23 protein-coding genes and 1 tRNA gene are annotated in these 24,902 nt (G+C 28.7%); 20 read left to right on the forward strand and 4 right to left on the reverse strand.

The annotated features are described in order from the left end of the window. Positions 1–14 precede the first annotated feature (14 nt). Together CJ192_RS00345 and recQ are read left to right on the forward strand one after the other, a co-directional pair. Positions 15–1,016 (forward strand): DUF4097 family beta strand repeat-containing protein, encoded by a 1,002-nt coding sequence (locus tag CJ192_RS00345; RefSeq protein WP_102197335.1) that lies wholly within the window; start codon positions 15–17, stop codon positions 1,014–1,016. Between the two features lie 44 nt (positions 1,017–1,060). Then, positions 1,061–2,848, forward strand: a complete 1,788-nt coding sequence (recQ, locus tag CJ192_RS00350) for a DNA helicase RecQ (RefSeq protein WP_102197336.1) — start codon at positions 1,061–1,063, stop codon at positions 2,846–2,848. A gap of 35 nt (positions 2,849–2,883) precedes the next feature. Here the strand turns inward: recQ and asnA are convergent, their stop codons facing one another. Continuing rightward, entirely contained in the window at positions 2,884–3,897 is a 1,014-nt protein-coding gene (gene asnA / locus CJ192_RS00355; RefSeq protein WP_102197337.1) for an aspartate--ammonia ligase, read from the reverse strand. 165 nt (positions 3,898–4,062) lie between these two features. On the opposite strand from asnA, the gene CJ192_RS00360 reads away from it, so the two are divergent. The 10 genes from CJ192_RS00360 to CJ192_RS00405 all read left to right on the forward strand — a co-directional run bounded on the left by CJ192_RS00360 (position 4,063) and on the right by CJ192_RS00405 (position 13,339). After that, on the forward strand, positions 4,063–5,019 hold the full coding sequence (locus tag CJ192_RS00360) for a substrate-binding domain-containing protein (protein ID WP_102197338.1): 957 nt from the start codon (positions 4,063–4,065) through the stop codon (positions 5,017–5,019). A gap of 141 nt (positions 5,020–5,160) precedes the next feature. Continuing rightward, positions 5,161–6,024, forward strand: a complete 864-nt coding sequence (locus CJ192_RS00365; RefSeq protein ID WP_102197339.1) for a substrate-binding domain-containing protein — start codon at positions 5,161–5,163, stop codon at positions 6,022–6,024. Continuing rightward, positions 6,025–6,885 (forward strand): phosphate ABC transporter permease subunit PstC, encoded by an 861-nt coding sequence (pstC, locus tag CJ192_RS00370; protein ID WP_004817100.1) that lies wholly within the window; start codon positions 6,025–6,027, stop codon positions 6,883–6,885. Positions 6,886–6,894: 9 nt separating this feature from the next. Then, positions 6,895–7,695, forward strand: coding sequence for a phosphate ABC transporter permease PstA (gene pstA / locus CJ192_RS00375; RefSeq protein ID WP_004817082.1), 801 nt, complete (start codon positions 6,895–6,897; stop codon positions 7,693–7,695). Between the two features lie 10 nt (positions 7,696–7,705). Further along, a complete protein-coding gene (gene pstB / locus CJ192_RS00380; RefSeq protein WP_004817141.1) occupies positions 7,706–8,557 on the forward strand; it encodes a phosphate ABC transporter ATP-binding protein PstB in 852 nt (283 codons plus the stop codon). A 1-nt stretch (position 8,558) separates the two neighbouring features. Then, on the forward strand, positions 8,559–9,176 hold the full coding sequence (locus CJ192_RS00385) for a phosphate signaling complex PhoU family protein (RefSeq protein ID WP_004817168.1): 618 nt from the start codon (positions 8,559–8,561) through the stop codon (positions 9,174–9,176). After that, on the forward strand, positions 9,173–9,832 hold the full coding sequence (locus CJ192_RS00390; RefSeq protein WP_004817115.1) for a response regulator transcription factor: 660 nt from the start codon (positions 9,173–9,175) through the stop codon (positions 9,830–9,832). The genes CJ192_RS00385 and CJ192_RS00390 overlap by 4 nt, the downstream gene beginning before the upstream one ends. Beyond that, the gene (locus CJ192_RS00395; protein WP_244897257.1) at positions 9,829–11,448 is read left to right on the forward strand and encodes a sensor histidine kinase; all 1,620 of its coding nucleotides are present in this window, start codon (positions 9,829–9,831) and stop codon (positions 11,446–11,448) included. The genes CJ192_RS00390 and CJ192_RS00395 overlap by 4 nt, the downstream gene beginning before the upstream one ends. Before the next feature lie 67 nt (positions 11,449–11,515). Next, positions 11,516–11,806, forward strand: a complete 291-nt coding sequence (locus CJ192_RS00400; RefSeq protein WP_102197340.1) for a (2Fe-2S) ferredoxin domain-containing protein — start codon at positions 11,516–11,518, stop codon at positions 11,804–11,806. Between the two features lie 24 nt (positions 11,807–11,830). Next, on the forward strand, positions 11,831–13,339 hold the full coding sequence (locus CJ192_RS00405; protein ID WP_004817153.1) for a 4Fe-4S dicluster domain-containing protein: 1,509 nt from the start codon (positions 11,831–11,833) through the stop codon (positions 13,337–13,339). 77 nt (positions 13,340–13,416) lie between these two features. Here the strand turns inward: CJ192_RS00405 and CJ192_RS00410 are convergent, their stop codons facing one another. Then, entirely contained in the window at positions 13,417–14,631 is a 1,215-nt protein-coding gene (locus CJ192_RS00410; protein WP_102197341.1) for an FprA family A-type flavoprotein, read from the reverse strand. 353 nt (positions 14,632–14,984) lie between these two features. Here CJ192_RS00410 and CJ192_RS00415 point away from each other — a divergent pair, with 353 nt between their 5' ends. The 5 genes from CJ192_RS00415 (at position 14,985) to CJ192_RS00435 (ending at position 20,922) form a co-directional block, all read left to right on the forward strand. After that, the gene (locus tag CJ192_RS00415) at positions 14,985–16,916 is read left to right on the forward strand and encodes an acyl-CoA dehydrogenase family protein (protein ID WP_004814535.1); all 1,932 of its coding nucleotides are present in this window, start codon (positions 14,985–14,987) and stop codon (positions 16,914–16,916) included. A 12-nt stretch (positions 16,917–16,928) separates the two neighbouring features. After that, entirely contained in the window at positions 16,929–18,167 is a 1,239-nt protein-coding gene (locus CJ192_RS00420; RefSeq protein ID WP_102197342.1) for an FprA family A-type flavoprotein, read from the forward strand. A 95-nt stretch (positions 18,168–18,262) separates the two neighbouring features. Next, positions 18,263–20,074, forward strand: a complete 1,812-nt coding sequence (gene nadE / locus CJ192_RS00425; protein WP_102197343.1) for an NAD(+) synthase — start codon at positions 18,263–18,265, stop codon at positions 20,072–20,074. Then, positions 20,067–20,858, forward strand: coding sequence for a metallophosphoesterase (locus tag CJ192_RS00430; protein ID WP_102197344.1), 792 nt, complete (start codon positions 20,067–20,069; stop codon positions 20,856–20,858). Before nadE ends, CJ192_RS00430 begins: the two co-directional genes overlap by 8 nt. Beyond that, positions 20,849–20,922, forward strand: a tRNA-Arg gene (locus tag CJ192_RS00435). Before CJ192_RS00430 ends, CJ192_RS00435 begins: the two co-directional genes overlap by 10 nt. Before the next feature lie 52 nt (positions 20,923–20,974). Here the strand turns inward: CJ192_RS00435 and CJ192_RS00440 are convergent. After that, entirely contained in the window at positions 20,975–21,484 is a 510-nt protein-coding gene (locus CJ192_RS00440) for a nucleoside 2-deoxyribosyltransferase (RefSeq protein WP_102197345.1), read from the reverse strand. Positions 21,485–21,535: 51 nt separating this feature from the next. Further along, the gene (locus tag CJ192_RS00445) at positions 21,536–22,129 is read right to left on the reverse strand and encodes a DUF4230 domain-containing protein (protein WP_102197346.1); all 594 of its coding nucleotides are present in this window, start codon (positions 22,127–22,129) and stop codon (positions 21,536–21,538) included. Between the two features lie 314 nt (positions 22,130–22,443). On the opposite strand from CJ192_RS00445, the gene CJ192_RS00450 reads away from it, so the two are divergent. The 3 genes from CJ192_RS00450 to CJ192_RS00460 are packed head-to-tail and all read left to right on the forward strand — an operon-like array spanning position 22,444 to position 24,902. After that, the gene (locus tag CJ192_RS00450) at positions 22,444–23,124 is read left to right on the forward strand and encodes a phosphoribosylaminoimidazolesuccinocarboxamide synthase (RefSeq protein WP_004814644.1); all 681 of its coding nucleotides are present in this window, start codon (positions 22,444–22,446) and stop codon (positions 23,122–23,124) included. Positions 23,125–23,136: 12 nt separating this feature from the next. Further along, positions 23,137–23,619 carry a 5-(carboxyamino)imidazole ribonucleotide mutase gene (gene purE / locus CJ192_RS00455; protein ID WP_004814645.1) on the forward strand — a complete coding sequence of 161 codons (483 nt, stop codon included), beginning with the start codon at positions 23,137–23,139 and terminating at the stop codon, positions 23,617–23,619. Further along, complete coding sequence (locus tag CJ192_RS00460) at positions 23,619–24,902, forward strand: amidophosphoribosyltransferase (RefSeq protein WP_102197347.1); 1,284 nt, start codon at positions 23,619–23,621, stop codon at positions 24,900–24,902. Before purE ends, CJ192_RS00460 begins: the two co-directional genes overlap by 1 nt.

Consider the following 24,902-nt stretch of genomic DNA (forward strand, 5'->3'; position numbering starts at 1 on the left):
TATGGGAGAGTTAAATGAGTAAAAATAAAAAAAATAATAGCTTTAAACTTGATAAAAAGCAAATAGGTATTGGGGTTTTTGCCCTTATTATTTTAGCCTTAATTTTCTTTTTGTCTAAAAATATTGACTTTTCCAATAATTATGGAAAGTCATCTAAGGAAATAAATGAAAACTCTTATAATTCTTCAAAAATTATGAGAGTTGACCTTGATGATTTAAAGTCAATAGATTTTGATTTGAATACTTGTGATGTTAGGATTCAAAAATCTTCAACTAATCCTTATGTGGAATATACAAATTTGTACAGGGATGATTATTCATATGAAGTTAAGACAAAATTTAAGGATGGAAATTTAAAGTTATCATCTGATATTAAGGGAAAAGAACTTTATATGAAAAATAAAATCCAAATAGTAAGAATATTTTTGCCAAAAAATAAGTCGATTGAAAGTATTAGTGGAAGAGTTGGGGCTGGAGATATAAAAATTTCCGATTTAAATTGTAAGGATATGGATCTTAAGTTAGAAAGTGGAAATATCAGTTTTAATAAATCAAAAATTACTGGCTCTGTTAGTAATGATGTTGGATCTATTTTAGTTAAAAATTCTGAAATTAAAGATACAAACTTAAAGACTAGGGTTGGAAACATTATTTTAAAAGATAGTAAATTAAAAGCAAATCAAAATTTAGAAAATGAAAATGGGGATATAGAAATTTCTACAAAAGATTCAATAAAGTCTTTTAATATAAATGCTAAGTTGAATGTTGGTAATTTTGTTTTGGGAAATGTTTCTTATAGAAATATTTTAGATGGATATTCTACAGGAAAAGATAAAAACAAAAGTTTAAATATGAAAACAAAAATTGGAGATATTTTGATAAATAAGGGTGAAGGTTCAGTTATGAAAGATGAAGATTTTGTAACATCACCTAATGAAAATAGTAATGATTTGTCTACACCCTTAGATACAGATTCTAATATAAATAAAGAAAATGATAATACAAAAAATAATTAAGTTTTTAAGCTTAATTATTTTTTTTAAGTTAAATTAGGAGATATATGGATATTTTAGAAAATTTAAAAAAATATTTTGGATATGATTCATTTAGAAAGGGGCAAGAGGAATTAATTGAAAATATTTTGGATGGAAAAGATGTACTTGGAGTTCTTCCAACAGGTGGAGGAAAATCAATTTGCTACCAACTTCCTGCTTTAATAAAAGATGGGATTTGTTTGGTAATTTCTCCTTTAATTTCTCTTATGAAAGACCAAGTTGATTCTTTAATTGAAAATGGAATTGATGCAGCTTTTATTAATTCTAGTCAAGATATAGAAACTTACACAAATACTTTAAGAGAAATTAAGAATAATAAAATTAAAATTTTATATATTTCGCCTGAAAGGTTAGAAAATGAATTTTTTATTAACTTTATCAAAGACCTTAATATTTCCTTCATAGCAGTTGATGAGGCTCATTGTATTTCTCAATGGGGACATGATTTTAGGCCATCATATAAGATTATTCCTCAAATTTATGATTTATTTGATAGAAAAATTCAAATAGCAGCTTTTACAGCAACTGCTACATCATCTGTTAGAGAAGATATTATTAAAAATCTTAAATTAGATAATCCTTTTGTAAAAGTTACGGGTTTTGATAGGGAAAATCTTTTTTTTGAAGTCAAAAAACCTAAAGATAAACTAGGATTTATTTCTAATTATCTAAAAAATAAAAAAGATATGTCTGGAATAATTTATGCATCCACCCGTAAAAGAGTTGAAAGTTGCTATAAATATTTAAAAAAATTATCTTATCAGGTAACTTATTACCACGCAGGCTTATCGGATAAGGAAAAAAAGAAAAATCAAGAAGATTTTATTTATGATAGGAAAAATATAATTGTGGCTACAAATGCATTTGGGATGGGAATAGATAAGTCTGATGTAAGATATGTAATTCATATGAATATGCCAAAGGATATGGAATCATATTATCAAGAAGCAGGCAGGGCAGGAAGAGATGGGGAAAAATCTGATGCGATTTTATTATATTCAGGACAAGATATAGTTGTAAATAAATATTTGATTTCCCAGTCTCAAAATAGAAATTATCAATTGGTAAAACTTGAAAAATTACAAACTATTATAAATTATGTAAATACAAACCAGTGTCTAAGAGCTTTTATTTTAGAATATTTTGGTCAAGAAGCTGAAGAAACTTGCAATAATTGTTCTAATTGTTTGGATGATTACGAAAAAATTGATGCTAGTATTGATAGTCAAAAAATCCTATCTTGTATCTATAGGCTTGATCAAAGGTATGGAACTTCTACCATTGTAGATTGCTTGAAAGGATCAAACAATAAAAATTCAAAAGAAAAAAAATTAAAAAGTATTTCTACATTTGGAATAATGAAGGATAAATCTCCTAAATATATTAAAGATTTGATAGGGGTATTAGTAGCTGATGGCTATATAAAGGTTTCAGGTCTAAATTATCCTATTTTAAAATTAAATGAAAAATCAAAAGATGTCTTGTTTTCTAAAAAGAAAGTTTATATTAGAGATTTAAAAGAAGAAAATACAAAAGAAAAAATTGATAAATTCAATTTAAATATCCCCTATGATAGTGATTTATTTAATAATTTGAAAAAATTAAGGTTAGATATTTCAAGAAAAAGAAATATTCCACCATTTATAGTTTTTTCTGATGCGTCTTTGATAGATATGGCAAGATTAAAGCCTAAAAATAAAAAGGACTTTTTAAAAATAAAAGGTGTTGGTGATAAAAAATTAAAACAATATGGGGAAATTTTTATAGAAGAAATTAAAGAATTTTGCCAATAAAAAAGGACTTATTAAAGTCCTTTTTTTATATAAATTTATAATAAATTTACTGATTTTTTCTTTAATTCTTCTCTCATTTCATCTGGCCAATATGATACTTGAACTTCTCCTATATGGGCTTTTTGTAAGAAGAACATACATAGTCTTGATTGGCCAATTCCACCACCAACTGTTTGTGGAAGATTGTTGTTTACAAGCATATTATGATATTTAAACTTTAATCTTTCTTCACAATCAGCAATTTTTAGTTGTTCTTTCAAAGTTTTTGAATCTACTCTTATTCCCATTGATGATAATTCTAATTGGTCATCTAAAACTGGGTTGTAAACTAAAATATCTCCATTTAAGTTCCAATCGTCATAGTCAGGAGCTCTCATATCATGAACCTTGCCATTTGATAAAACTCTTCCAATTTGCATTAAAAATACTGCCTTATATTTTTTGCAAGCTGCTTTTTCTCTTTCCTTGCTATCTTTACATTCTAGAAATTCGTCGATTAATTCTTGACTTGTCATAAATTTAATATCATTTGGTAATAGCTTAACTCTTTTTGGAATTAATTTACAAAGATATTCATCTAAGGCTCTTAAAGTATTAAAAATTGTAAGAACTGTTGATTTAAGATAGTCAACATTTCTATCGGTATCTTTAATTATTTTTTCCCAATCCCATTGGTCAACATAGAATGAATGAGTATTATCTGGTTCTTCACATCTTCTAATAGCATTCATGTCAGTATACAAGCCTTCATACATGGCAAAATTATATTCTTTTAGGGCATATCTTTTCCATTTTGCAAGTGAATGGACAATTTCCATATTGGCGTTGTTTGCCTCTGGAAGAGTAAATTTAACAGGCTCTTCAACACCAGATAGGTTATCATTAAGACCAGTAGAATTTTCTACAAATAAAGGTGCTGTAACTCTTTTCAAATTTAAATTATTAGATAAATTTATTTGGAAAAAATCCTTTATTTCTTTTATTAATAATTGTGTCTTATACAAATTCTTATCACTTTGATAATTTTCTGGTATTTTTATATCGTACATATTCTCTCCTATTTTATAAATTTTTCACTATTAAATTATATTGTTTTTACTGATAAATTACAAGATATTAAGATAATTAACATAAATTTTACAATTAGCTAATCATTTTAAAATAAATAAGCTCTATTATTTATAATGAAGTTAAAAATATTAAAGGAGTAAATGATGAAAATTAAAAATTCAAAAATTATAGTTGCTGCACTTTCTTTGTCTATGATTTTGTCAGCTTGTGGAAATAAGGATAATAAGGCAAATGATGGATCAAACGGATCAAATCCAACTGAAAGTGCAAGTACTGCTAATGAGAAAAAAGATGGGGATACAGCAAAGTCTGACCAAGAAGATTTTGATATAACTGTTGTTTCAAGAGAAGATGGTTCTGGAACAAGGGGAGCTTTTATTGAACTTGTAGGCCTTGAAGAAGAAAAAGATGGAGAAAAGAAAGATTTGACAACTGATGAAGCAGTTGTACAAAATTCAACAAATGGAGTAATGCAAACTGTATCACAAGATCCTTCAGCAATTGGATATGTATCATTGGGATCTGTAAATGATAATGTACAAAAAGTAAAAGTTGATGGGGCAGAAGCTACTGAAGAAAATATAGAATCTGGTGATTATACACTTCAAAGACCTTTTAATCTTGCTTTTAAAGAAGATAAGCTTGATGATTTGGCAAAAGACTTTTTGGCATTTGTTTTAAGTAAGGATGCCCAAGAAATTGTAAGCAAAGAAGGATACATCAAAGTTGAAGCAAAAGACTACAAGGCTAAAAAAGTTAAAGGAAATTTAACAATAGCTGGATCTACATCAGTTACACCACTTATGGAAAAACTTGTAGAAAAATATAAGGATGTAAATCCAGATGCGAATATAGAAATCCAATCAACAGGATCATCAGCAGGAATTGAATCTACAATTTCAGATGTAAGTCAAATTGCTATGGCATCAAGAGAATTGAAAGATGAAGAAAAAGATAAATTACAAGTTGAAGTATTAGCAAAAGATGGAATAGCTGTTGTAGTTAATAAGGATGATACAAAAATAAATGATTTAACAAAAGACCAATTAAAAGAAATCTTCTCAGGAAAAGTTAAAAATACATCTGAATTAAGCAAATAATTGTTAAAATAAGCTTAGAGGAAAACTTCCTTTGAGCTTATTTTTATTATTTACAAACTTTACATATATTTTACATAAGATTTATTTATTTGATACATGTATTTAATATTATTATGTAGAGAAAGAAACAAAGGAGTTTTTATGGTAAAAAAATTATTTTTAATTCTATCGACATTAATTTTACTAAGCTCATGTTCAGGTAAAAATCAAAATAATGTTATAGATGGTAAAAATTTTGACCTTACAGTTACAAGTAGGGAAGATGGTTCAGGAACTAGAAAAAGTTTTGTTGAACAAGTTGGATTGGTAAAAGAAGATGAAAAAGGAAATCACGAAGATATGACTACAGATAATTCTATGGTAATTAATTCTACAAATGGAGTTTTGAAAGCAGTTGGAGTAGATAAGACTGCAATTGCTTATGTATCTCTTACAGCTTTGGATGATAGTGTAAAAGCTGTAAAAATTGATGGAATTAGTCCAAATAAAGATAGTATTGAAAGTGGAGCCTATAAATTGCAAAGGCCTTTTGGACTTGCTTACAAAAAAGATGCATTAACAGATTTGTCAAAAGATTTTTTGACTTATGTAAAAAGTAAAAGTGCAAAAAAACTAATTGAAGAAGATGGACTTCTTGCTATTACAAATGAAAAAGAATATAAATCAAAAAATCTAAAAGGAAAATTAACTATAACTGGATCATCTTCTCTTAGTTCAGTTGTTGAAAAACTTGCAGAAAATTATGAAAAATTAAATAAAGATGTTGAAGTTGAAGTTTTATCGAATGAATCTCTTACAGGACTTAAAAATGTAAAAGATGGAGTGGTTGATATAGCTATGATTTCAAATAAGCTAGAAGATAAAAATCTTTCATCTGAAGTTTTTGCAATTGATGGAATTGCAATTATTGTAAATAAGGATAATAAAGAGATAAATAACTTAAGTTTAAAACAACTTAGAGATATTTATAAAGGAGAGATTACAAACACAGGAGAGTTAAGATAAATGAAATCAATAAAAGAAAAAATTGGTGAAATTGTATTTTTGATTTCTGCCATAATGTCTATTATTTTAATAATTTTAATTACTTTTTTTATTTTTAAATCAGGAATTAATTTTGTTAATCAATATGGACTTTTAAAATTTATTACTGGAACAAAATGGGCACCTACAGCAAAACCAGCATTTTTTGGAATAGGGCCAATGATTCTAGGTTCAATTTTAGTAACTTTAGTCTCTGCCCTAATTGCAGTTCCTTTTGGTCTTGCTGTTTCAATTTATTTGGCCTATTATTCTAAAAAATCATATAATTTTTTGAATGGCCTTATAAATTTGATGGCAGCAATTCCTTCAATAATTTATGGATTTTTTGCTATGATGGTTTTGGTTCCATTTATTTCAAAAACATTTAAAACTGGAGGAATGAATATGTTAACTGCATCAATTTTATTAGCAATAATGATTCTTCCAACTATGGTAAATATTTCAAAAAATTCTCTAGAGCAAGTACCTTCTGTTTTCTATACAGGTTCCCTTGCACTGGGTGCAACAAAAGAAGAAACTATTAGAAAAGTTATGGTTCCTTACGCAAAAAGTGGTATTTATTCATCAATAATTCTTGCAATTGGTAGGTCAATTGGTGAGACCATGGCTGTGTATTTGGTTATTGGAAATCAACCAAGAATGCCAGAAAGTTTGCTTGATGGAGTAAGAACTCTTACAACAAATATAGTTTTGGAGATGGGCTATGCGTCAGGTCTTCACAGAGAATCACTCATAGCAACAGGTATGGTATTATTTGTATTTATTCTTTTGATAAATATAATTTTTAATTTTATCAGAGATAAAGATCAATCAAGAATGTAGAGGTGAAAGATGAAAAATTCTTTTAAAATATTAATTTATATCCTATCAATTTTAGGATTTGCTGCAGGAGGAGTTGTAATAGCCTATATTTTATTTAATGGTATTCCAAATATTTCTCCATCACTTTTTGAACTTAAATATTCGTCACAAAATGTTTCTATAATTCCAGCTCTTATTACAACATTTTTATCGATTATAATAACCCTTCTTGTGACACTGCCAATTGGAATATTTACAGCAATTTACTTATCTCAATATGCAAAAAATAAATTTTTGATAAAGGCTGTTAGATTTGCAACGGAAATTTTATCTTCAATCCCATCAATTGTTTATGGTTTGTTTGGATATTTATTTTTTGTTGATGCCCTACATTTAGGATATTCATTAATAGCAGGATGTTTGACAGTGGCAATTATGATTCTACCCACAATAATTAGAACTACAGAAGAGGCGATTTTGAATGTAAATCCTCTTCAAGCTCATGCATCACTAGCTCTAGGAGCTACAAAAATTCAAACAATTTTTAAAATAATAATTCCAGAAGCAATTAATGGAATTTTGGGAGGAATATTTTTGTCAACTGGTAGAATAGTGGGAGAATCGGCTGCATTAATTTATACTATGGGAACAGTTGCGAAAACACCTTCATCTTTATTTGATTCTGCAAGAACAATGGCAGTTCATATGTATGTATTATCAACAGAAGGATTTCATGTGAATGAGGCTTATGCAACTGCAGTACTATTACTTATTTTTGTAATAGTTTTAAACTTTGTATCAGCAAGAATATCAAAAGCATTAATAAAATAAGGAGATAATAATGGAAAAAACAAAGGATATAAATAGTAATTTAACAAATAATGAAACAAGGTTAAAAACTTTTTTTGGAAATAATGAATCCAATTTAAATAAAAATAGAAAAACTATAATAAATGTAAAAGATTTAGATTTATTTTATGGAGATTTTCAAGCCTTAAAAAAAATAAATATGGAAATTAAAGAAAATGAAATTACTGCCTTTATAGGACCAAGTGGTTGTGGTAAATCTACAACTTTAAAATGTTTTAATAGGATGAATGATTTAGTTGATGATTGTCATATAAAAGGTCTTATAGAAATTGATGGAAAAGATATAAATAAAAAAAATGTAGATGTAGTTAGTCTTAGAAGAAATGTAGGTATGGTATTTCAAACACCAAATCCCTTTTCTAAATCTGTGTATGATAATATCACCTACGGACCAAAAATTGGTGGAATTAAAGATAAAGATGAACTTGATGCAATTGTAGAAAAATCTTTGAAAGCTGCAAGTGTCTGGAATGAAGTAAAAGATAAACTAGACAGAAATGCTCTTTCATTTTCCGGTGGTCAACAACAAAGAATTTGTATAGCAAGAGCTCTTTCTGTAAATCCAGAAATAATTTTGATGGACGAGCCAACCAGTGCCCTAGATCCAATTTCAACAGCCTCAATTGAGGAATTATTAGAAGATTTAAGGGGTAAATATACTATAGTGATAGTTACTCACAATATGCAACAAGCAGCAAGAATTTCTGATAAAACAGCATTTTTCTTGACTGGAGAAGTTATTGAAATGGATGAGACAAAAAAAATATTTAATGATCCTAAAGATAAAAGAACAGAAGATTATATAACAGGAAGGTTTGGTTGATATGAGAACAAGATATATAGAAGATTTAGAAAATATTAGACAAATGGAAAAAAATATATCAGATTTGATTCAATTATCTTATGATAGGTTTAAACTTTATCTTGAAAATGACCAAAAAATTAACCTAGAAGAAATAATTGATCTTGATCATGATATTAGAAAATATGCAGCAGATATTGAAAGATTTTGCTATGATCTTTTGGCCTTGCAACAACCAGTTGCAAGAGACTTGAGATTTTTACAAATGTCAATAAAGCTTGCTTCAACTTACAAAAGAATTTCAAATCATTTAGCCCAAGCTGCTGAAATTATTTTAGAATTTCCTTTAAGAGCTGAAGAGAAGGATTTTGTAAAAACTTTTATAAAAAATCAAAAGAATATGAATTTAAATGGAATTCAAAGTTTTGAAGATAATAATAATGAACTTGCCTTAAAAACTATAGAAGATGATGAAATTAATAATAAATTATTTGAAGATTGTATCCACTATCTTGTAAAACTAACTAAATCAGACCTAATTACACCTATGGAATTATCAGAAAAAGTACTTTTCTATAAATATTTTGAAAGACTTGGGGACAGGTTAGCTAAGATAGCAGATTATTCAACAAGATTATGATTTATGTTGTAGAAGATGATAAGGCAATTAGAAATTTAGTATTATATGCCTTATCAGAAAAAGATTATCAAGTTAAAGGGTTTGAAGATGGTCTGGATATTGTAGAGTTGGTAAGAAAAGAAAGCGTGGATTTATTAATTCTTGATGTAATGTTACCTGAAAAAGATGGCTTGGAAATATTAAAAGAAATTAGGGAATTTTCATCCATTCCCATAATAATGCTTACTGCAAGAGATGGGGAATATGATAAGGTAATGGGACTTGAAAGTGGAGCTGATGATTATATTACAAAACCATTTTCAATTTTAGAATTAATTTCTAGGGTTAAGGCTGTTTTAAGAAGAAGTGAGAAAAAAGATAGGGAGCATTTAAACTATGGAAGTATAGAAATAAACATTAAAAAAAGAACTGTAAAAGTTGATGGTGAAAAAATTGACTTAACTTTTAAGGAATTTGAGATGCTCTTGTTATTTATGGCAAATATTGGTAATGTAATTACTAGAGAAGATTTTTTATTAAAAATTTGGGGCTATGATTATGAGGGAGAGACAAGAACTGTAGATGTCCACATAGCAAGTCTTAGAAATAAATTAAAATCAGCTGGAGAAAACATTAAAACTGTTAGAAATTTAGGTTACAAACTTGGAGAGATATGAAAAAAATAATTAATAAAAATATAAATTTTATCACAGGTTCATTTATTTTTATTATTTTTATAATATCTTCATTATTCTCATATAATAAGGCAAAAAAAGCTCAAGATGAATTTGTAGAAAATTCCTTGAGCTTTCTTGCTTGTGAAGATATTGACAAAAATAAATTAGAGGAATTTAAAAATTCTTATAAGCTTGATATTTTACTAAAAGGTGTAGATGGAAAAGTCTTATATAATTCTGGAATTAATAAGAATTCTGTTAAAAATTATGAATTTGATAATAAATATTTAGTAAAAAAATTTAAAAAAAATCTAAAAGGATCAGAAAAGAAAGTATTTGCGAAAAAATATAAAGACAAAATACTAGCAATAGAATTTTATAATGATAGTTTTTTTCTATATATTTTGAAAAATTCTTATTTTTTAATAATAGCTATTTTAATTATGATTTTAATAAACTTATTCTTTACAAAAATATTTTACGAAAGTCTTACAAATCCTTTTAAAGATAGGATGGATAATATAAAAGAATTTAATACTTTTAAAGAAAATCCCAAATTATATATAGAAAATCTTAAAAATGCAAATAGTCTTTTAATGGAAGAAAATTCTAAACTAGAAGATAGAATACTAAATATTGAAAAAATCACTTCTAAGATGGAAGAAGGTTTTATATATTTTGATAAAAATGGTAATATAAAAATTTTAAATGAGGCTTCAAAAAATTTATTGGGAATAGATAAAAATAAAAATTTATATAATTTAGTAGATGATAACAGTTACAAATTAGCTATTAGACAAATGAAAATTTTAAAAAAAGGAAAAAGTTTAAATTTAGACCTTGATGAAATAAGTATAAAACTTTTTATAGACCCAATAATTGATGAGGAGATAATATCTTATATTGTCGTAGTTATAGATGATTCAAAAAATAAGAAAGCTGAAATTATGAGAAGGGAATTTACAGCTAATGTGACTCATGAATTAAAATCACCCCTTACTAGCATCAATGGATATGCAGAACTAATTGCAAGTGGACTTGTAAAAAATGAAGATATACAAAAATTTGGTCAAATTATAAATCAAGAAGGCAATAGACTTTTAAATATTATTGATGATATATTAAAACTTTCTAAATTAGATGAGGAAAATCTTGAAGAGGGAAGAAATAATATAAATATAAAATATGTTGTTGACTCTAGTATTCAAAGATTTAAAAGGATAAGTGATAAGAAAAATATTAGAGTAAGAAATGAAATTGATGATATTTTTATAAGAACTCATGAATCATTATTTTCAGATCTTATCACAAATATTTATGAAAATGCAATAAAATATAATAAAGTAAATGGTCAAATTACAATAAAATATAAAAAAGATGAAAGATTTATAAGGCTAATAATTGAAGATAGGGGCATAGGTATAAAAAAAGAAGACTTGCCAAGAATTTTTGAAAGATTTTATGTAGCTGATAAGCAAAGAACAAGAAATTTGAAATCAACGGGACTTGGCCTATCAATTGTAAAACATATTTGTGATTACTTAAACTATAATATAAAAGCAGAAAGCAAATATGGATATGGGACAAGCTTTATAATTTCTATACCTTGCAAGTAATTCCAATTTTTGTTTTTATTTGTTATAATTATAATTAGTAATTATTAAAAAAAATTAAGGAGTAAATATGAAGATAGAAGTTTGTGCAGGAGCAAGATGTACTATGCTAGGATCTGATATAATATTTAATAGATTATCAGATTTCGTAGAAGAATTTAATGATAGACTCTACAAGGGAGAATTGGACGTTCAAGATATTGAACTAGAAATTGAAATGATAACTTGTAATGATGAGTGCAAAAAAAACAAAAAAAATGCACCAATAGTAATAGTAAATGGAAAAGTATTTACAAATGCAAAAACAGAAGTTATCATGGAGTACATATTAGATAAGGCATTTGAAGATAATTTCAAATAAAATTTATTAAGGGAAGAATAGATAATGAAAGAAACATACATAAATATTTTAAATATTAGAAGAATGGCCTTTGAACATATAGCGAAAATAGCATTTGAAAATAGGCCAATATATGACATAGCAACAGAAGTTTTTGAAATACTGCCAGGAGAAGAAGCATCCTACAGAGAAAATATTTTTAGAGAAAGAGCTGTAATGGGTGAAAGACTTAGAATGGGAGTAGGGCTTCATGCAAGAACAGCTGATAATACAGGTGCTATAACTGATGGGCTTGATGATGAAGATTATGATATAAAAAAATATGAACCACCTCTCGTTTCAGTAATAAAAATTGCCTGCGAGGCTTGTCCTGAAAATAGGGTAGAAGTTACAAATACTTGTAGAGCATGTATTGCCCACCCATGTGTGAATGTTTGTCCAAAAAATGCAATTACTTATACTTCAAAAGGATCAATAATTGACCAAGATAAGTGTATAAAATGCGGAAAATGCGTTCAAGCTTGTCCATACAATGCAATTTCTCACACAAAAAGGCCATGCGCAGAAGCTTGTGGTGTAAAAGCAATCAAAAGTGATAAATTAAACAGGGCAGAAATAGATGATGATAAATGTGTAGCATGTGGAAGATGTATAACAGCTTGTCCATTTGGAGCTATTTCAGATAAAACAGAAATTTACCAATTAGCCAAAGCGTTAAACACAAACGAACACGTTTATGCAATAGTTGCCCCATCATTCGTAAGACAATTTGGACAAATGGCAAGTCCTGTTCAAATAAAAGAGGCAATAAAAAAATTAGGATTTAAAGATGTAATAGAAGTAGGACTCGGTGCAGATCTTACAACCTTAAACGAAGCTCACGAATACGTAGAAAGTGTACCAGAAAAAATTCCATTTATGGGAACATCATGTTGTTATTCATGGAAATTAATGGTAAAGAAAAAATTCCCAGAAATAAATGATAAAATTTCAGAATCATCAACACCAATGATTTATTCAGGAAAACATATCAAAAAAATGGATGAAAATGCCCAAGTAGCCTTTATAGGACCATGTATATCTAAAAAACTTGAGGCAAGAAGACCAGAAGTTGCAGAAACAATCGATTATGTAATAACATATGAAGAGCTAATGGGAATGTTCTTGGCAAAAGATATAGATCCTGCAGAAATAAAAATTGAAGAAGATTGGCAAGATGCATCAGAAACTGGAAGAAATTATGCAGTAAGTGGTGGAGTAGCAGAAGCTGTAAAAAGAAGAATTGCAGAAATAAATCCAGACTTAGATGTAAAAATTGAAAAAGCAGAAGGTCTTGCTGATTGTGTAAAACTTGCCCAAATGGCAAAACTTGGAAGAAAAGACGGACTATTATTAGAAGGAATGGCTTGCGTTGGAGGATGCGTAGGAGGCCCTGGAACTTTAATCTCAGAATTAAAAACAGGAAAAGCAGTAAAACAATTCGCCAAAGAATCAATCTACAAATCTCCATACGATAATAAAAATATTCCAGATGAAGATAAACCAAAAGACTGAAAAAATTAAGAGCATATAAATATGCTCTTTTTTTGTACAAAAAAAGATGCGAAATCTCGCATCTTTTAAATATTTTTTTACTTATCTAAATCTTCTTTAATAGCCTTAGCTAAATCTTCTAAAGTTTTTTCTTGATCATCTTTCATAGAAGAATTTATTATAAAATCTTCTCCTATATATTCGTGTTTTCCACTTTCAAGGATTTCTTTTGCTTGTTCAAGAGATTTTCCACCCCATGAGAAGTTGTGAATGAAAGATATATGTCTATTTTGATATCCTGTTCCAACTAATTCTCTCAAAAGAGCATCCATCTTGTGATATAGGCCTGCATTATAGTTCATTGCAACAAATACTTGGTTAGAATATTTGTGAGCATCAGCAATTATATATGAGTAATCAGTGTCTGAAACATCATATAATTTTATATTTTCAACTCCGAGCTCATCAAGTTTTGATGCCAAAACATCAGCGGCAAGTTCTGTATTTCCATACATTGAAGAAAATACAATTTCTACACCCTTACTTTCTGGTTTGAAATTTGCCCATTTATCATATTTATCAAGAATAAATCTAATTGATTCTTTATCATCATAAACTGGTCCGTGTAATGGGAAAATTGCATTAATTTCAAAGCCAGAAACTTTTTTAAGAAGGTTTGTAACCATTCTTCCTTGTTTTCCAACTATATTTATATAATATCTTCTATTTTCATCTACCCAAGACTGTTTTTTGATATAGTGTTTTGCAGAAATATGACCTTCAAGTACATCAAAAGATCCAAAAGCATCTGCTGAGAAGAATAAACCTTCTGTTGTTTCATATGTCATAAATACTTCTGGCCAGTGTACCATAGGTGCAAAGACAAATTTTAAATTTCTTTTACCAATATTTAATTCGTCACCGTCTTTAATTTCAACAAACCTATCTTCTTCAAATTTATCATTTGGATAAAATTGGTGGAAAAATTTAATGGTTTTTTGATTTCCAACAAATTTACAATTAGGATATTTGTCAAGAATAAAATCAATAGATCCACAATGATCAGGTTCCATATGTTGAACTATAATATAATCTAAATCTTCCCCATCAAGAGCAGCTTCTACATTATCAAGGTAAGTTCTAATTACAGAAGAATCAGACCCATCCATCAAAACATTTTTTTCATCCTTAATAATATATGAGTTGTAAGTTACACCATTAGGTAGGATAAACATATTTTCAAATCTTTTTAGACCCCTATCATTGACTCCAACCCAAAAAATATTATCATAAACTTTCTTTATAAATTGCATATAACCTCCAAATTTATTATTTTCATTAAAATTACTATACCTTATAAAATAGAAAATTAAATATTAAACAAGTCTTATAATGCCTTAAATTTAAATATTTAATTTAGAAAACTTTTTCATTTTTATTTTTTTTTATGAAAAATAGAAATTAAAAAAATTTTAAAAAAATGATTAGATAAAACGATTCAGGATATATATTTAGTATGAATGTTTTACAATTGTAAGGATTTCAATTTATTTTTATCATTATTTAGAATCTTTATAAAAATAAATTGTGTTGACAAAAAAACATTTTCAATATAAAATTATATTGTAAAACAAAAATGGATATTATATTTTTTTAGGAGGAATATATGCTTTTTAAAACAACAGATGAGCATGAAGCTTTACGTAAAAAAGTCAGAGAATTTGCTGAAGAAAAAGTTAAACCAATAGCTTTTGAACTTGATCAAAACAATGAATTTCCTGACGAAATAGTAAAGGAAATGGGAGAATTAGGATTTTTAGGAATTCCTTATCCTAAGAAATACGGTGGTCAAGGCTTAGACGTAATGAGCTATGCGATCACAGTTGAAGAATTATCAAGAGTTGATGGTGGTGTTGGAGTAATTTGTTCTGCACATACATCTTTAGGTTCTTGGCCAATTTTTGCTTTTGGTACTGAAGAACAAAAGAAAAAATATTTAACTCCTTTAGCAAAGGGTGAAAAAATAGGTGCATTTGGTCTTACAGAAGAAAACGCTGGATCTGATGCAGGTGGAACTGAAACAACAGCTGAACTAGATTTGGATGGCGAGAGATATATTTTAAATGGTAAAAAAATATTTATCACAAACGCACCAAAGGCAGATACATATGTTGTATTTGCAGTAACAACTCCAGGAATTGGAACTCATGGTATTTCAGCATTTATTGTTGAAAAAGGCATGGAAGGATTTACATGTTCTGATCACTACGATAAATTAGGTATTAGATCATCATGTACAGCTGAATTACATTTTGATAATGTAAAAGTTCCTAAAGAAAATTTACTTGGAAAAGAAGGACAAGGATTTAAAATAGCTATGGCTACTCTTGACGGTGGTAGAATTGGTATAGCTTCACAAGCTCTAGGAATTGCTCAAGGTGCTTATGAATCAGCTTTATCATATGCTAAGGAAAGAGAACAATTTGGTATGCCAATAGCTCACCTTCAAGCGAATACATTTAAACTTGCTGATATGGCAACATATTTAAAGGCTGCAAGACTTATGATTTATTCTGCTGCTGAAATGAAAGAAAATCACGAAAGATATTCTGCAGACGCAGCTATGGCTAAACAATTTGCATCTGATCTTGCATCAAAAATTACAAATGAAGCATTACAAATGTACGGTGGATCTGGATTTATCAAAGGTATCGATGTTGAAAGATTCTACAGAGATTCTAAGATTACACAAATCTATGAAGGTACAAATGAAATAATGAGAGTTGTTGTTGGAGCTCATACTGTTGGTAGAGCACCAAAAGTTAAAACTGTTGGATCTAAGAAAAAATCTGGACCCATTGCCGGAGTCAGAAAAGGAGAAATCTATGAGGGAGATCCTAAAGAAGCAGTTAAAAAGCTTGTGGCAGCACTTAAAAAGGACGGATATGACTTTACTGTAGGAATTGATCCTTACACACCAATACCAGATGCTGAAAGAATAGTTGTAGCAGGACGTGGTATAGGTGATAAAGAAAATATGAAATTGATAGAAGATTTAGCTTACCAAGCAGGAGCAGCTATTTCATCATCAAGACCAGTTGCAGAAACACTAAAATATGTAGATATCAATAGATATGTAGGTATGAGTGGACAAACATTTAAAGGAAATCTTTACATTGGTGTAGGTGTATCTGGTGCAGGACAACACTTAAAGGGAATTAAAAATGCATCTACAATAGTTGCAATCAACAATTCTAAAAATGCACCAATCTTTAATAACTGTGACTACGGTATAGTTGGAGATGCAATGGAAGTTCTTCCATTATTAATTAAAGAATTAGATAATGGCGAAGAAAAGAAACCAGCACCACCTATGAAAAAAATCAAAAGATCTAAACCAAGAAAAATGGCTCCTACAAATCCAATCTATGTAGATTTAGGTTCTGGATATGAATATAATCCAGAAGAAGGAGATCCAGAAAACGGAATTGAACCAGGAACACCATTCGATAAATTACCAGATTCTTGGGTTTCACCAGTTTCAGGAGAAGGTAAAGATCAATTCATTAAAATGGATGTACCAGAAGATAGAAAGTAGTAGGAGGAATATATGTATACAGTTAGAAAAGTTACAGACGACTTATATTATGTAGGTGGAGATGACAGAAGACTTGCTCTATTCGAAAATATTTTTCCTATAGATGGAGTTTCTTACAACTCATACCTTTTGATGGATGAAAAAACAGTTTTGATAGATTCAGTTGACTGGTCTATTACAAGAGAATATATATTAAATGTATCTAGAGTACTTGGTGATCGTGATCTTGATTATATGATTATCCAACATATGGAACCAGATCACTGTTCAGCAATCGAATTAATGCTACATTATTATCCAAATGTAAAAATAATCGCAAGTGAAAAAGCTATCTTATTTATGAGACAATTTGGATACCATGTAGATGATAGATATATAGAAGTTAAAGAAGGAGATTCAATCTCATTTGGTAAACACGAATACACATTCGTAGAAGCACCAATGGTTCACTGGCCAGAAGTTTTAATGACTTATGACTTAACTGACAAAGTTTTATTCTCAGCAGATGCATTTGGATCATTTAAATCTAATGACGGAAGACTTTTTGCTGATGAAGTAAATTGGGATAGAGATTGGTTAGATGAAGGAAGAAGATACTATACAAATATAGTTGGTAAATATGGTACCTTTGTTCAAGCAGTTCTAAAAAAAGCAGCAGGACTTGATATTAAATATATCTGCCCACTCCATGGACTTGTTTGGAGAAAAGACTTTGGATATATTTTAGATAAATATGATAAATGGTCAAGCTACCAACCAGAAGAAGAAGGTGTATTAATAGCTTATGCATCAATGTATGGAAATACAGAATATGCAGCTCAAGCACTAGCTTCAAAACTTGCTGAAAGAGGAATGACAAATATTTCTTTAAGAGATGTTTCAAGCACAGACGTTTCATATTTAATAGCGGATGCATTTAAGTATTCAAATATAGTTCTTGCTTCAGTAACATACAACCTTGGAATTTATCCAAAAATGAAAGACTTTATCCATGATATGGCAGCTCTTAACGTACAAAATAGAGCAGTATCTATAATGGACAACGGATCTTGGGCTCCTACAGCTGGAGAAAAAATGGAAAAATTCTTAGACGAAGAAATGAAATTAATAGATGTTCTTCCAGAACAAGTAAATATAGTTTCATCACTAAAATCTGCAAAAGAACCAGATATGGATGCTCTAGTAGATGGAATCTTCGAATCAATGAAAAAAAGAAGAGAAGAAGTTCAAAAAGCAAAAGATCAAAAATAATCTTAAAAAATATAAAAACTGCCACATTTTTTGTGGCAGTTTTTTTGTAAAACTATTATAATAATATTTATAAGTTTAGAAATTCGAGGGATATTATGAAAAAAAATTTAAAATTAAGAGCTGATAATTTTAAAATCAAAGTGGGAAATGTATCTTATAATAGAGAACAAATTAAAAAAGTAGTAAAAAAAGCAAATGATGAACTTGTAAATATCTTGCTTTTACCTGAGCTTTGCCTTACTGGAGCGAGCTTATATGATGGTTACAAGAATGATGATATTTTAAGTTCTTGTCTGGATAGCTTATTTGACTTAAAAAAATTCTCTGAAAATATAGATACCTTATTTTCTGTTGGTCTTCCGATTAAGGAAGGAAATAAAATTATTGATATGGTCTTTTTGTTAAAAGAAGGTGAAATCTGTGGTGGATTTTTTAAGGATAATTTTAAAGACCACGAAAAATATATCTTTGATCTTCCTGAAAATGACTTCGTAAGTATAAAAGGTGAATATATAAGGATTTACAACAAGTCTTTTCTTGAAATTGATGGGGTGAAAATAAGCCTAAGTGTTGGAGGAAATGAAGATAAAATTATTCCTGATTCTTTAAATGCAAGGTCTAATAATGATATTGATATTATTTTAAATCCAAGTGCAAAAATAAGATATATAGGATCTAGGGAAAAAACTGAAGATAAAATTAAATTTTTATCACAAAATACGACCTATTTATTTTCAAGTACGGGCCTTGGTGAAAGCTCAACAGACTTTGTTTATGAAGGACTAAATATTATTGGCAAAAATGGTAGAATTATAAAAAATAATAGAGATGAATTTTCAGATTATAATGGTTTTTTTGATGTAAATAGGAATATATCAACTGAGGACTTTCATTTAAACAATGCATCTGACCTAGGTCAAATTAACAAATATCCGTATATTTCAACTGATAAAGAAAAATATGTAGAAGATGCTTTTGAAATTGCATCAAATGCTTTGATTCAAAGAATGGAGGCTATTTCATGTAAAAAAGTTATCTTGGGTCTAAGCGGGGGTCTTGATTCCACAATGGCTCTTTTATTTATAGTCAAGGCCTTTGAAAAAATGAATCTTCCAAAAGAAAATATACTATTATATACTATGCCAGCTTTTGGAACTAGCAAAAGAACAAAATCAAATGCTTATAAATTGGCAGAAGCTTTTGGAATAAAATTAAATGAAATTGTAATAAAAGATGCTGTAAATATCCACCTAAAAGATATAGGACATGATGGAAAATCCCAAGATATAGCCTATGAAAATGCCCAAGCAAGAGAGAGAACCCAAATTTTATTTGATAAGGGAAATATGGAAAATGCTCTAGTCATTGGAACAGGTGATAAGTCAGAAATTTCTCAAGGTTTTGCTACCTATAACGGTGATCACATGTCATCTTATGTAGTAAATGCATCATTAACAAAAACTGAATTGAGATATACTGTGGGATATTTGGTTGAAAAAACTGAAAATGAAAAATTGAAAGAAGTTTTGGATGATATACTAAAAACTCCAATTTCACCAGAGCTTAAAAACGAAAGTGAAGATAAAATTAGCCAAAAAACTGAAGACATAATAGGACCTTATGAACTAATTGACTTTTTCACCTACGAATTTTTAGAAAATTCTTCAATAGAAGAAATTTACCAAAAAGCAAAGGCAGCCTTTAAAGATGATTATGATAGTAAAACTATCAAAAAATGGCTCAAATCATTTTATAAAAGACTAACATCAAGTCAGTTTAAAAGATCAGTATCAGTTGATGGACCAGCTATGAGTGAAAAATCATTTTCTCCAAGAAGAGGCTACCTCCTACCATCAGATATGTCCTCTGAAATTTTCATGGAAAGAATAGAAAAATTAGATGATTAAGACGATTTTTTTAATAATATTAATAGTAATCTTACTTCTTTTGTCCTATATTTTTTACCAATGTAAGTGGGCAAAAGAAGTAAGGGTAGATATTGTTAATAAGAAAATAAAAGATGAGATTAGAATTACTCAAATAAGTGATTTTCACTCAAATATCTTAAAAAATATGGGATATTTTAAGAAAAAAATTCTAGACTTTGAACCTGATTTTATTATATTAACTGGGGATATAAACGATTATGGGGTTGTTAAAAAATTTAATAAGGCAATAAATTTTTTAAGTGAGCTTTCAAAATTGGGGATAAAAATATATTATATAAGTGGAAATCATGAAGAAGCAGGACCAATGCTCGATGAATTTATAGAAGAAATTGAGAAATTGGGAATAAAATATTTAAAAAATGATGGAGAATATATAGAAATAAGGAAAGAAAAAATTTATATTTATGGACTTTCTTATTATAATTATTCATTTAAAAATTACAAGACTAATGATGAAAATTTAAATATTATTTTAAGTCATTATTCAAAAAATGTAAGAGATAATTTAGATGATAGTATGGATATAATATTTTCAGGCCATACTCACGGGGGACAAGTTAGGTTTCCTATAATTGGGGCCTTGCTAGCACCAGGTGAGGGATATTTCCCAAAATATGATAAGGGATTATTTAAATATAAAAATGCACAATTATATATAGATTCGGGACTTGGAAACACCCTTATGGATTTAAGATTTTTAAATAGGATACAATTTTCCAACATAACCATCAAGCGCCAATAGTTTAATGGTAAAACAAAAGTGTCCGAAGCTTAAGATGGGGGTTCAATTCCTCTTTGGCGTGCCAAAAAGGCTTGTTGTTTTGTGAAATCATTTCACTTTACAACAAGCCTTATTTTTTATTTATTTTCTTTTATATACAAAATTAAATCTTCTATCAAATCTTCTTTTCTTTTATAAATTCTTGGTTTTTTAAATTTATTTCCGTCTTTGTCAACGTAGGAAAGTCCTGTTACTAGTTTGTTTATATATAAGAAATCATTTTGGAAAATGTCTTTTTTCATTGGATCAAATTTGTCTTCTTTGTCATTTCCACCTAGTCTAATATCTGTATAGAGTTGAAAGATTTGTACTCCTCTTTCAAAGGCTATTCCCATTTCTGCAGCAAGTCCCAAATCTTTTGTATCCATTAATCCTATTAGCATATCTGAATTTTTTAGTCTTTCGTAATCAGCCAAAAGAATATCATAATTTGTTGTAAATCCTGCTGATTTGTCATTTATTTCTAGATTTTGTGCAGGATTATAAATTTCTATATCAGAAAATTTTTTTTCCAATGCTTTTTGAATTTCTAATGCTTGCCATCTTTGTCCTTCTGTGAATAAATCACAACCTAAATATATTTTCATTTTAATACCTCTCATAAAATAATAATAGATAAAAAAATAAGGGAATTTCCCTTATTTAAATTGAATATTTATTGTATAATCTTCTAGGCTATTGTCGATATTTATAATATCTTTTATAGCTTTTTCACATTTTTTATCAGCTTTTTCTAATATTCCCTTTTCAATAGCTTTTTTTTCTATAGATTTCTTTTGTGTTTTTGCAAAATCATTATAGTCTTCAATTTTGATTGGGTTAAAAATAGATGTTTTTTGGTCGAAAATTTTAAGGGAATTTTCATAAATTTCGTGGGATAGAACCTTTGATTTAGGTAGTTTTATATCTATTTTTTTACCAGAAACTTTTACATCCATTTTATCAAGATCGACTCCGTATGAAATCACACCATCGTAAGAAACTATAAATTTCTTTTGGGTAAAGGGAAGGTCATAACCGTAAAACTTATTTGAATTTTCAAATTGTCCCATATTTGTGTAATAATATTTTAATGTTGTAAGCTCTTTTGCACTTTCAATTCTGTTTTGGATTAATTTATTGTCGATTTTATTTTCATTTTTTGCTGAAAAATACTTTGCTCCAAATAAAATAGTGGTTATTAAAAGAATTCCTATAAGAATACTTTTTATAAAGCTTTTCTTTTTAATCATTTTAAATCCTTTCTTTTTTCTTCTTAATTATCTTATCTCAAATACCATATTTTACAAGTTATTAATAATAAAAAAATTTTTTATCAAAAAACTTTCTTGACAATTAAATTTAGCCTTGGTATTATGAACTTGAACGAAGAATATGGCTCATTGAAAATGGGCGAAAGTGTACCTAGGGATCTGATTTTTTCAAGACCGAGCGGTACGGATATTTTTTTAAGTATTACACCAGAGGGATAAAAGCCCAGGAGGATAGGTTTCGTAGCCTGTCCTTCTGGGCTTATTTTTTGTTAAATTTTTTAAGGAGAAAAAAAATGAATACAATCTACGAAGGTAAGACAAAAAATTTGGTTGAAGAAAATGGTAAATATTATTGTCTATTTAAGGACACAATGACAGGAACAGATGGAGTTTTTGATACTGGCGGAAACCAAGTTGCTGGTGAAAAAGAAGGTGCCGGCGCTGAATGTTTGAAAGTTTCTAAATTTTTCTTTGAAAAAATAAATGAAGCTGGTGTAAAAACTCATTATCTTGGAGCAGACCTTGACAAAAACCTTATGGAAATTGAAAAATGTAGTGTTTTTGGAAAGGGTCTAGAAGTTATTACAAGATTTAAAGCTGTTGGATCTTTCATGAGAAGATATGGACTTTATGCAACAGAAGGCCAAGATCTTGATGCTTATTCTGAAATTACTTTAAAAGATGATGATCGTGAAGATCCACTAATCACAGAAGATGGATTAGTTGAATTAAATATTTTATCTCATGATGAATACAAAGAAATAATTAAAGAAAATAAGAAAGTTGCAAAACTTGTAAAAGATATTTTGGCTGAGTATGGTCTTGATCTTTATGATATTAAATTTGAATGGGGAAGACTTGCTTCAACTGGTGAAGTTGTTTTGATTGATGAAGTTTCTGGTGGAAATATGAGAGCTTATAAAGATGGAAAATATATTGAGCCATTGGAATTATCAAAATATTTAGGACTTTAATAAGGAGTTTACATGAAAGTTTCTATAATTATGGGATCACTGTCTGATAGCCCAATTGCTGATAAGGTTGTTTCTAAATTAATGGAATTTGGTATTGATTATGAAGTTAAGGTAATTTCTGCCCACAGAGCTTTGAAAAGTTTAGAAAAATATGTAAAAGAAAGCGAAGATGAAAGTGAAGTTTATATAGGAATTGCTGGAAAGGCAGCTCATCTATCAGGAGTAATAGCTGCTTTAACAACAAGACCTGTAATTGGAATTCCTGCAAAATCATCTCATCTTGGAGGAATTGAGGCCCTACTTTCTACAGTTGAAATGCCAAGTGGAGTTCCTGTTGCTACAGTTGCAATTGGTGGTGGTGAAAATGCTGCAATCTTAGCTGCTGAAATTCTTTCAGTAAAATATGATTTACTAAGAGAAAAATTAAAGGATATGAGAGTTAAGATGAAAGAAACTATAGATAATTCTGAATATGAATATAAGGCAAATAAATAATGAGTGGAATTGTAGGAATATTTTCAAAAAAGAAATATAAAAATATTTTCCCAGACCTTTATTCTGCCCTCTATGCTATCCAACATAGGGGACAGGAGGCTATGGGAATTTCTCTTCTTTCTCATGAAAGATTATCAGAAATAAGAGGCAAGGGTGAAATTGCTAATAATATTGGACTTGATAATATATCAACTCTTGCAGGAAATGTTGGACTAGCTCATGCAAAATATATGTTTGCTGAGGATGATAGGTCACTTTTACCAATGCCTTGGATGTTTTATCCGAAAAATTCTGACCACAAAAATTTAATAGCAATTGATGGTAAATTTTTTGATAAAAATTCCCCAGAAGGAATTGTCAATAATTTAAATTCTAAAAATGAAGACGAAATTATTGAATATGTTAACAAGTTAAATGGTGTATATGCTCTTTTAATTGTTAGTGGTAAAAGGATGATTGCTGTTAGAGACCATTATGGAATCAAAAATCTTTGTGTAGGAAAAAATGATGATAATTATATAGTTGCAAGCGAATCATGTGCAATTGAATCAATAGGTGGACAAATTTGCCATGAACTTAAGCCTGGAGAAATTTATATTGTAGATGATGATGGAGAAAAATCATATTTTTCAAAAGAAATTTCAAATTCTCCATGTATTTTTGATTTTGTTTACACAGCAAGACCAGATTCATACATAAACGGAGTTAGTGTTTATGATGCAAGGATAAGGATGGGAGAAATTTTATATAAGGAACATCCGGTAGATGCTGATATTGTTGTAGGCAGTCCAGATAGTGGACTCATTTCTGCAGTAGGATTTTCTCGTGCATCAAATATAAAATACGAAAGGGCAATAGTTAGAAATAGGTATATAAATAGGACTTTTATTCTTCCAACAGATTCTACTAGACAAAAAGGAATTAGGATAAAGCTAAATCCTATCAAACATCTTTTAGAAGGAAAGAGAGTTGTTTTAGTAGATGATTCTATTGTAAGGGGAAATACTGTAAAAAGAGTAATAGAAATTTTAAGAGAATCGGGAGCTAAAGAAGTTCATATTAGAATTGCCTCCCCTCAAGTTATAAAAGAGGAGAATTATACCTTTGATGTTGCCGATAAGGAACATTTGATAAGTTATAACAGAAGTGTAGAAGAAGTAAGAAAGATTATTGGAGCAGATTCTTTGGGATTTATTTCCCTAGAAGGATTAAGAGAAGCTTGTGGAAACAAAACATATTATGAAAATTGTTTTGATGGGTTTAACCCTTTAGAAAGGAAATAA

Origin of the sequence: Anaerococcus hydrogenalis (assembly GCF_002871895.1) — a bacterium.
GTDB lineage: Bacteria > Bacillota > Clostridia > Tissierellales > Peptoniphilaceae > Anaerococcus > Anaerococcus hydrogenalis.

Excerpts from the sequence above, each read along its gene's own strand:
- CJ192_RS00400 (WP_102197340.1), top strand. The coding sequence starts at position 11,516 with ATGAAGATAGAAGTTTGTGCAGGAGCAAGATGTACTATGCTAGGATCT.
- CJ192_RS00385 (WP_004817168.1), top strand. The coding sequence starts at position 8,559 with ATGAGAACAAGATATATAGAAGATTTAGAAAATATTAGACAAATGGAA.
- asnA (WP_102197337.1), bottom strand. The coding sequence starts at position 3,897 with ATGTACGATATAAAAATACCAGAAAATTATCAAAGTGATAAGAATTTG.
- CJ192_RS00345 (WP_102197335.1), top strand. The coding sequence starts at position 15 with ATGAGTAAAAATAAAAAAAATAATAGCTTTAAACTTGATAAAAAGCAA.
- CJ192_RS00430 (WP_102197344.1), top strand. The coding sequence starts at position 20,067 with ATGATTAAGACGATTTTTTTAATAATATTAATAGTAATCTTACTTCTT.
- nadE (WP_102197343.1), top strand. The coding sequence starts at position 18,263 with ATGAAAAAAAATTTAAAATTAAGAGCTGATAATTTTAAAATCAAAGTG.
- CJ192_RS00395 (WP_244897257.1), top strand. The coding sequence starts at position 9,829 with ATGAAAAAAATAATTAATAAAAATATAAATTTTATCACAGGTTCATTT.
- CJ192_RS00365 (WP_102197339.1), top strand. The coding sequence starts at position 5,161 with ATGGTAAAAAAATTATTTTTAATTCTATCGACATTAATTTTACTAAGC.
- CJ192_RS00450 (WP_004814644.1), top strand. The coding sequence starts at position 22,444 with ATGAATACAATCTACGAAGGTAAGACAAAAAATTTGGTTGAAGAAAAT.
- purE (WP_004814645.1), top strand. The coding sequence starts at position 23,137 with ATGAAAGTTTCTATAATTATGGGATCACTGTCTGATAGCCCAATTGCT.
- recQ (WP_102197336.1), top strand. The coding sequence starts at position 1,061 with ATGGATATTTTAGAAAATTTAAAAAAATATTTTGGATATGATTCATTT.
- CJ192_RS00405 (WP_004817153.1), top strand. The coding sequence starts at position 11,831 with ATGAAAGAAACATACATAAATATTTTAAATATTAGAAGAATGGCCTTT.
- CJ192_RS00445 (WP_102197346.1), bottom strand. The coding sequence starts at position 22,129 with ATGATTAAAAAGAAAAGCTTTATAAAAAGTATTCTTATAGGAATTCTT.
- pstC (WP_004817100.1), top strand. The coding sequence starts at position 6,025 with ATGAAATCAATAAAAGAAAAAATTGGTGAAATTGTATTTTTGATTTCT.
- CJ192_RS00415 (WP_004814535.1), top strand. The coding sequence starts at position 14,985 with ATGCTTTTTAAAACAACAGATGAGCATGAAGCTTTACGTAAAAAAGTC.
- CJ192_RS00460 (WP_102197347.1), top strand. The coding sequence starts at position 23,619 with ATGAGTGGAATTGTAGGAATATTTTCAAAAAAGAAATATAAAAATATT.
- CJ192_RS00360 (WP_102197338.1), top strand. The coding sequence starts at position 4,063 with ATGAAAATTAAAAATTCAAAAATTATAGTTGCTGCACTTTCTTTGTCT.
- CJ192_RS00440 (WP_102197345.1), bottom strand. The coding sequence starts at position 21,484 with ATGAAAATATATTTAGGTTGTGATTTATTCACAGAAGGACAAAGATGG.
- CJ192_RS00410 (WP_102197341.1), bottom strand. The coding sequence starts at position 14,631 with ATGCAATTTATAAAGAAAGTTTATGATAATATTTTTTGGGTTGGAGTC.
- pstB (WP_004817141.1), top strand. The coding sequence starts at position 7,706 with ATGGAAAAAACAAAGGATATAAATAGTAATTTAACAAATAATGAAACA.
- CJ192_RS00390 (WP_004817115.1), top strand. The coding sequence starts at position 9,173 with ATGATTTATGTTGTAGAAGATGATAAGGCAATTAGAAATTTAGTATTA.
- CJ192_RS00420 (WP_102197342.1), top strand. The coding sequence starts at position 16,929 with ATGTATACAGTTAGAAAAGTTACAGACGACTTATATTATGTAGGTGGA.
- pstA (WP_004817082.1), top strand. The coding sequence starts at position 6,895 with ATGAAAAATTCTTTTAAAATATTAATTTATATCCTATCAATTTTAGGA.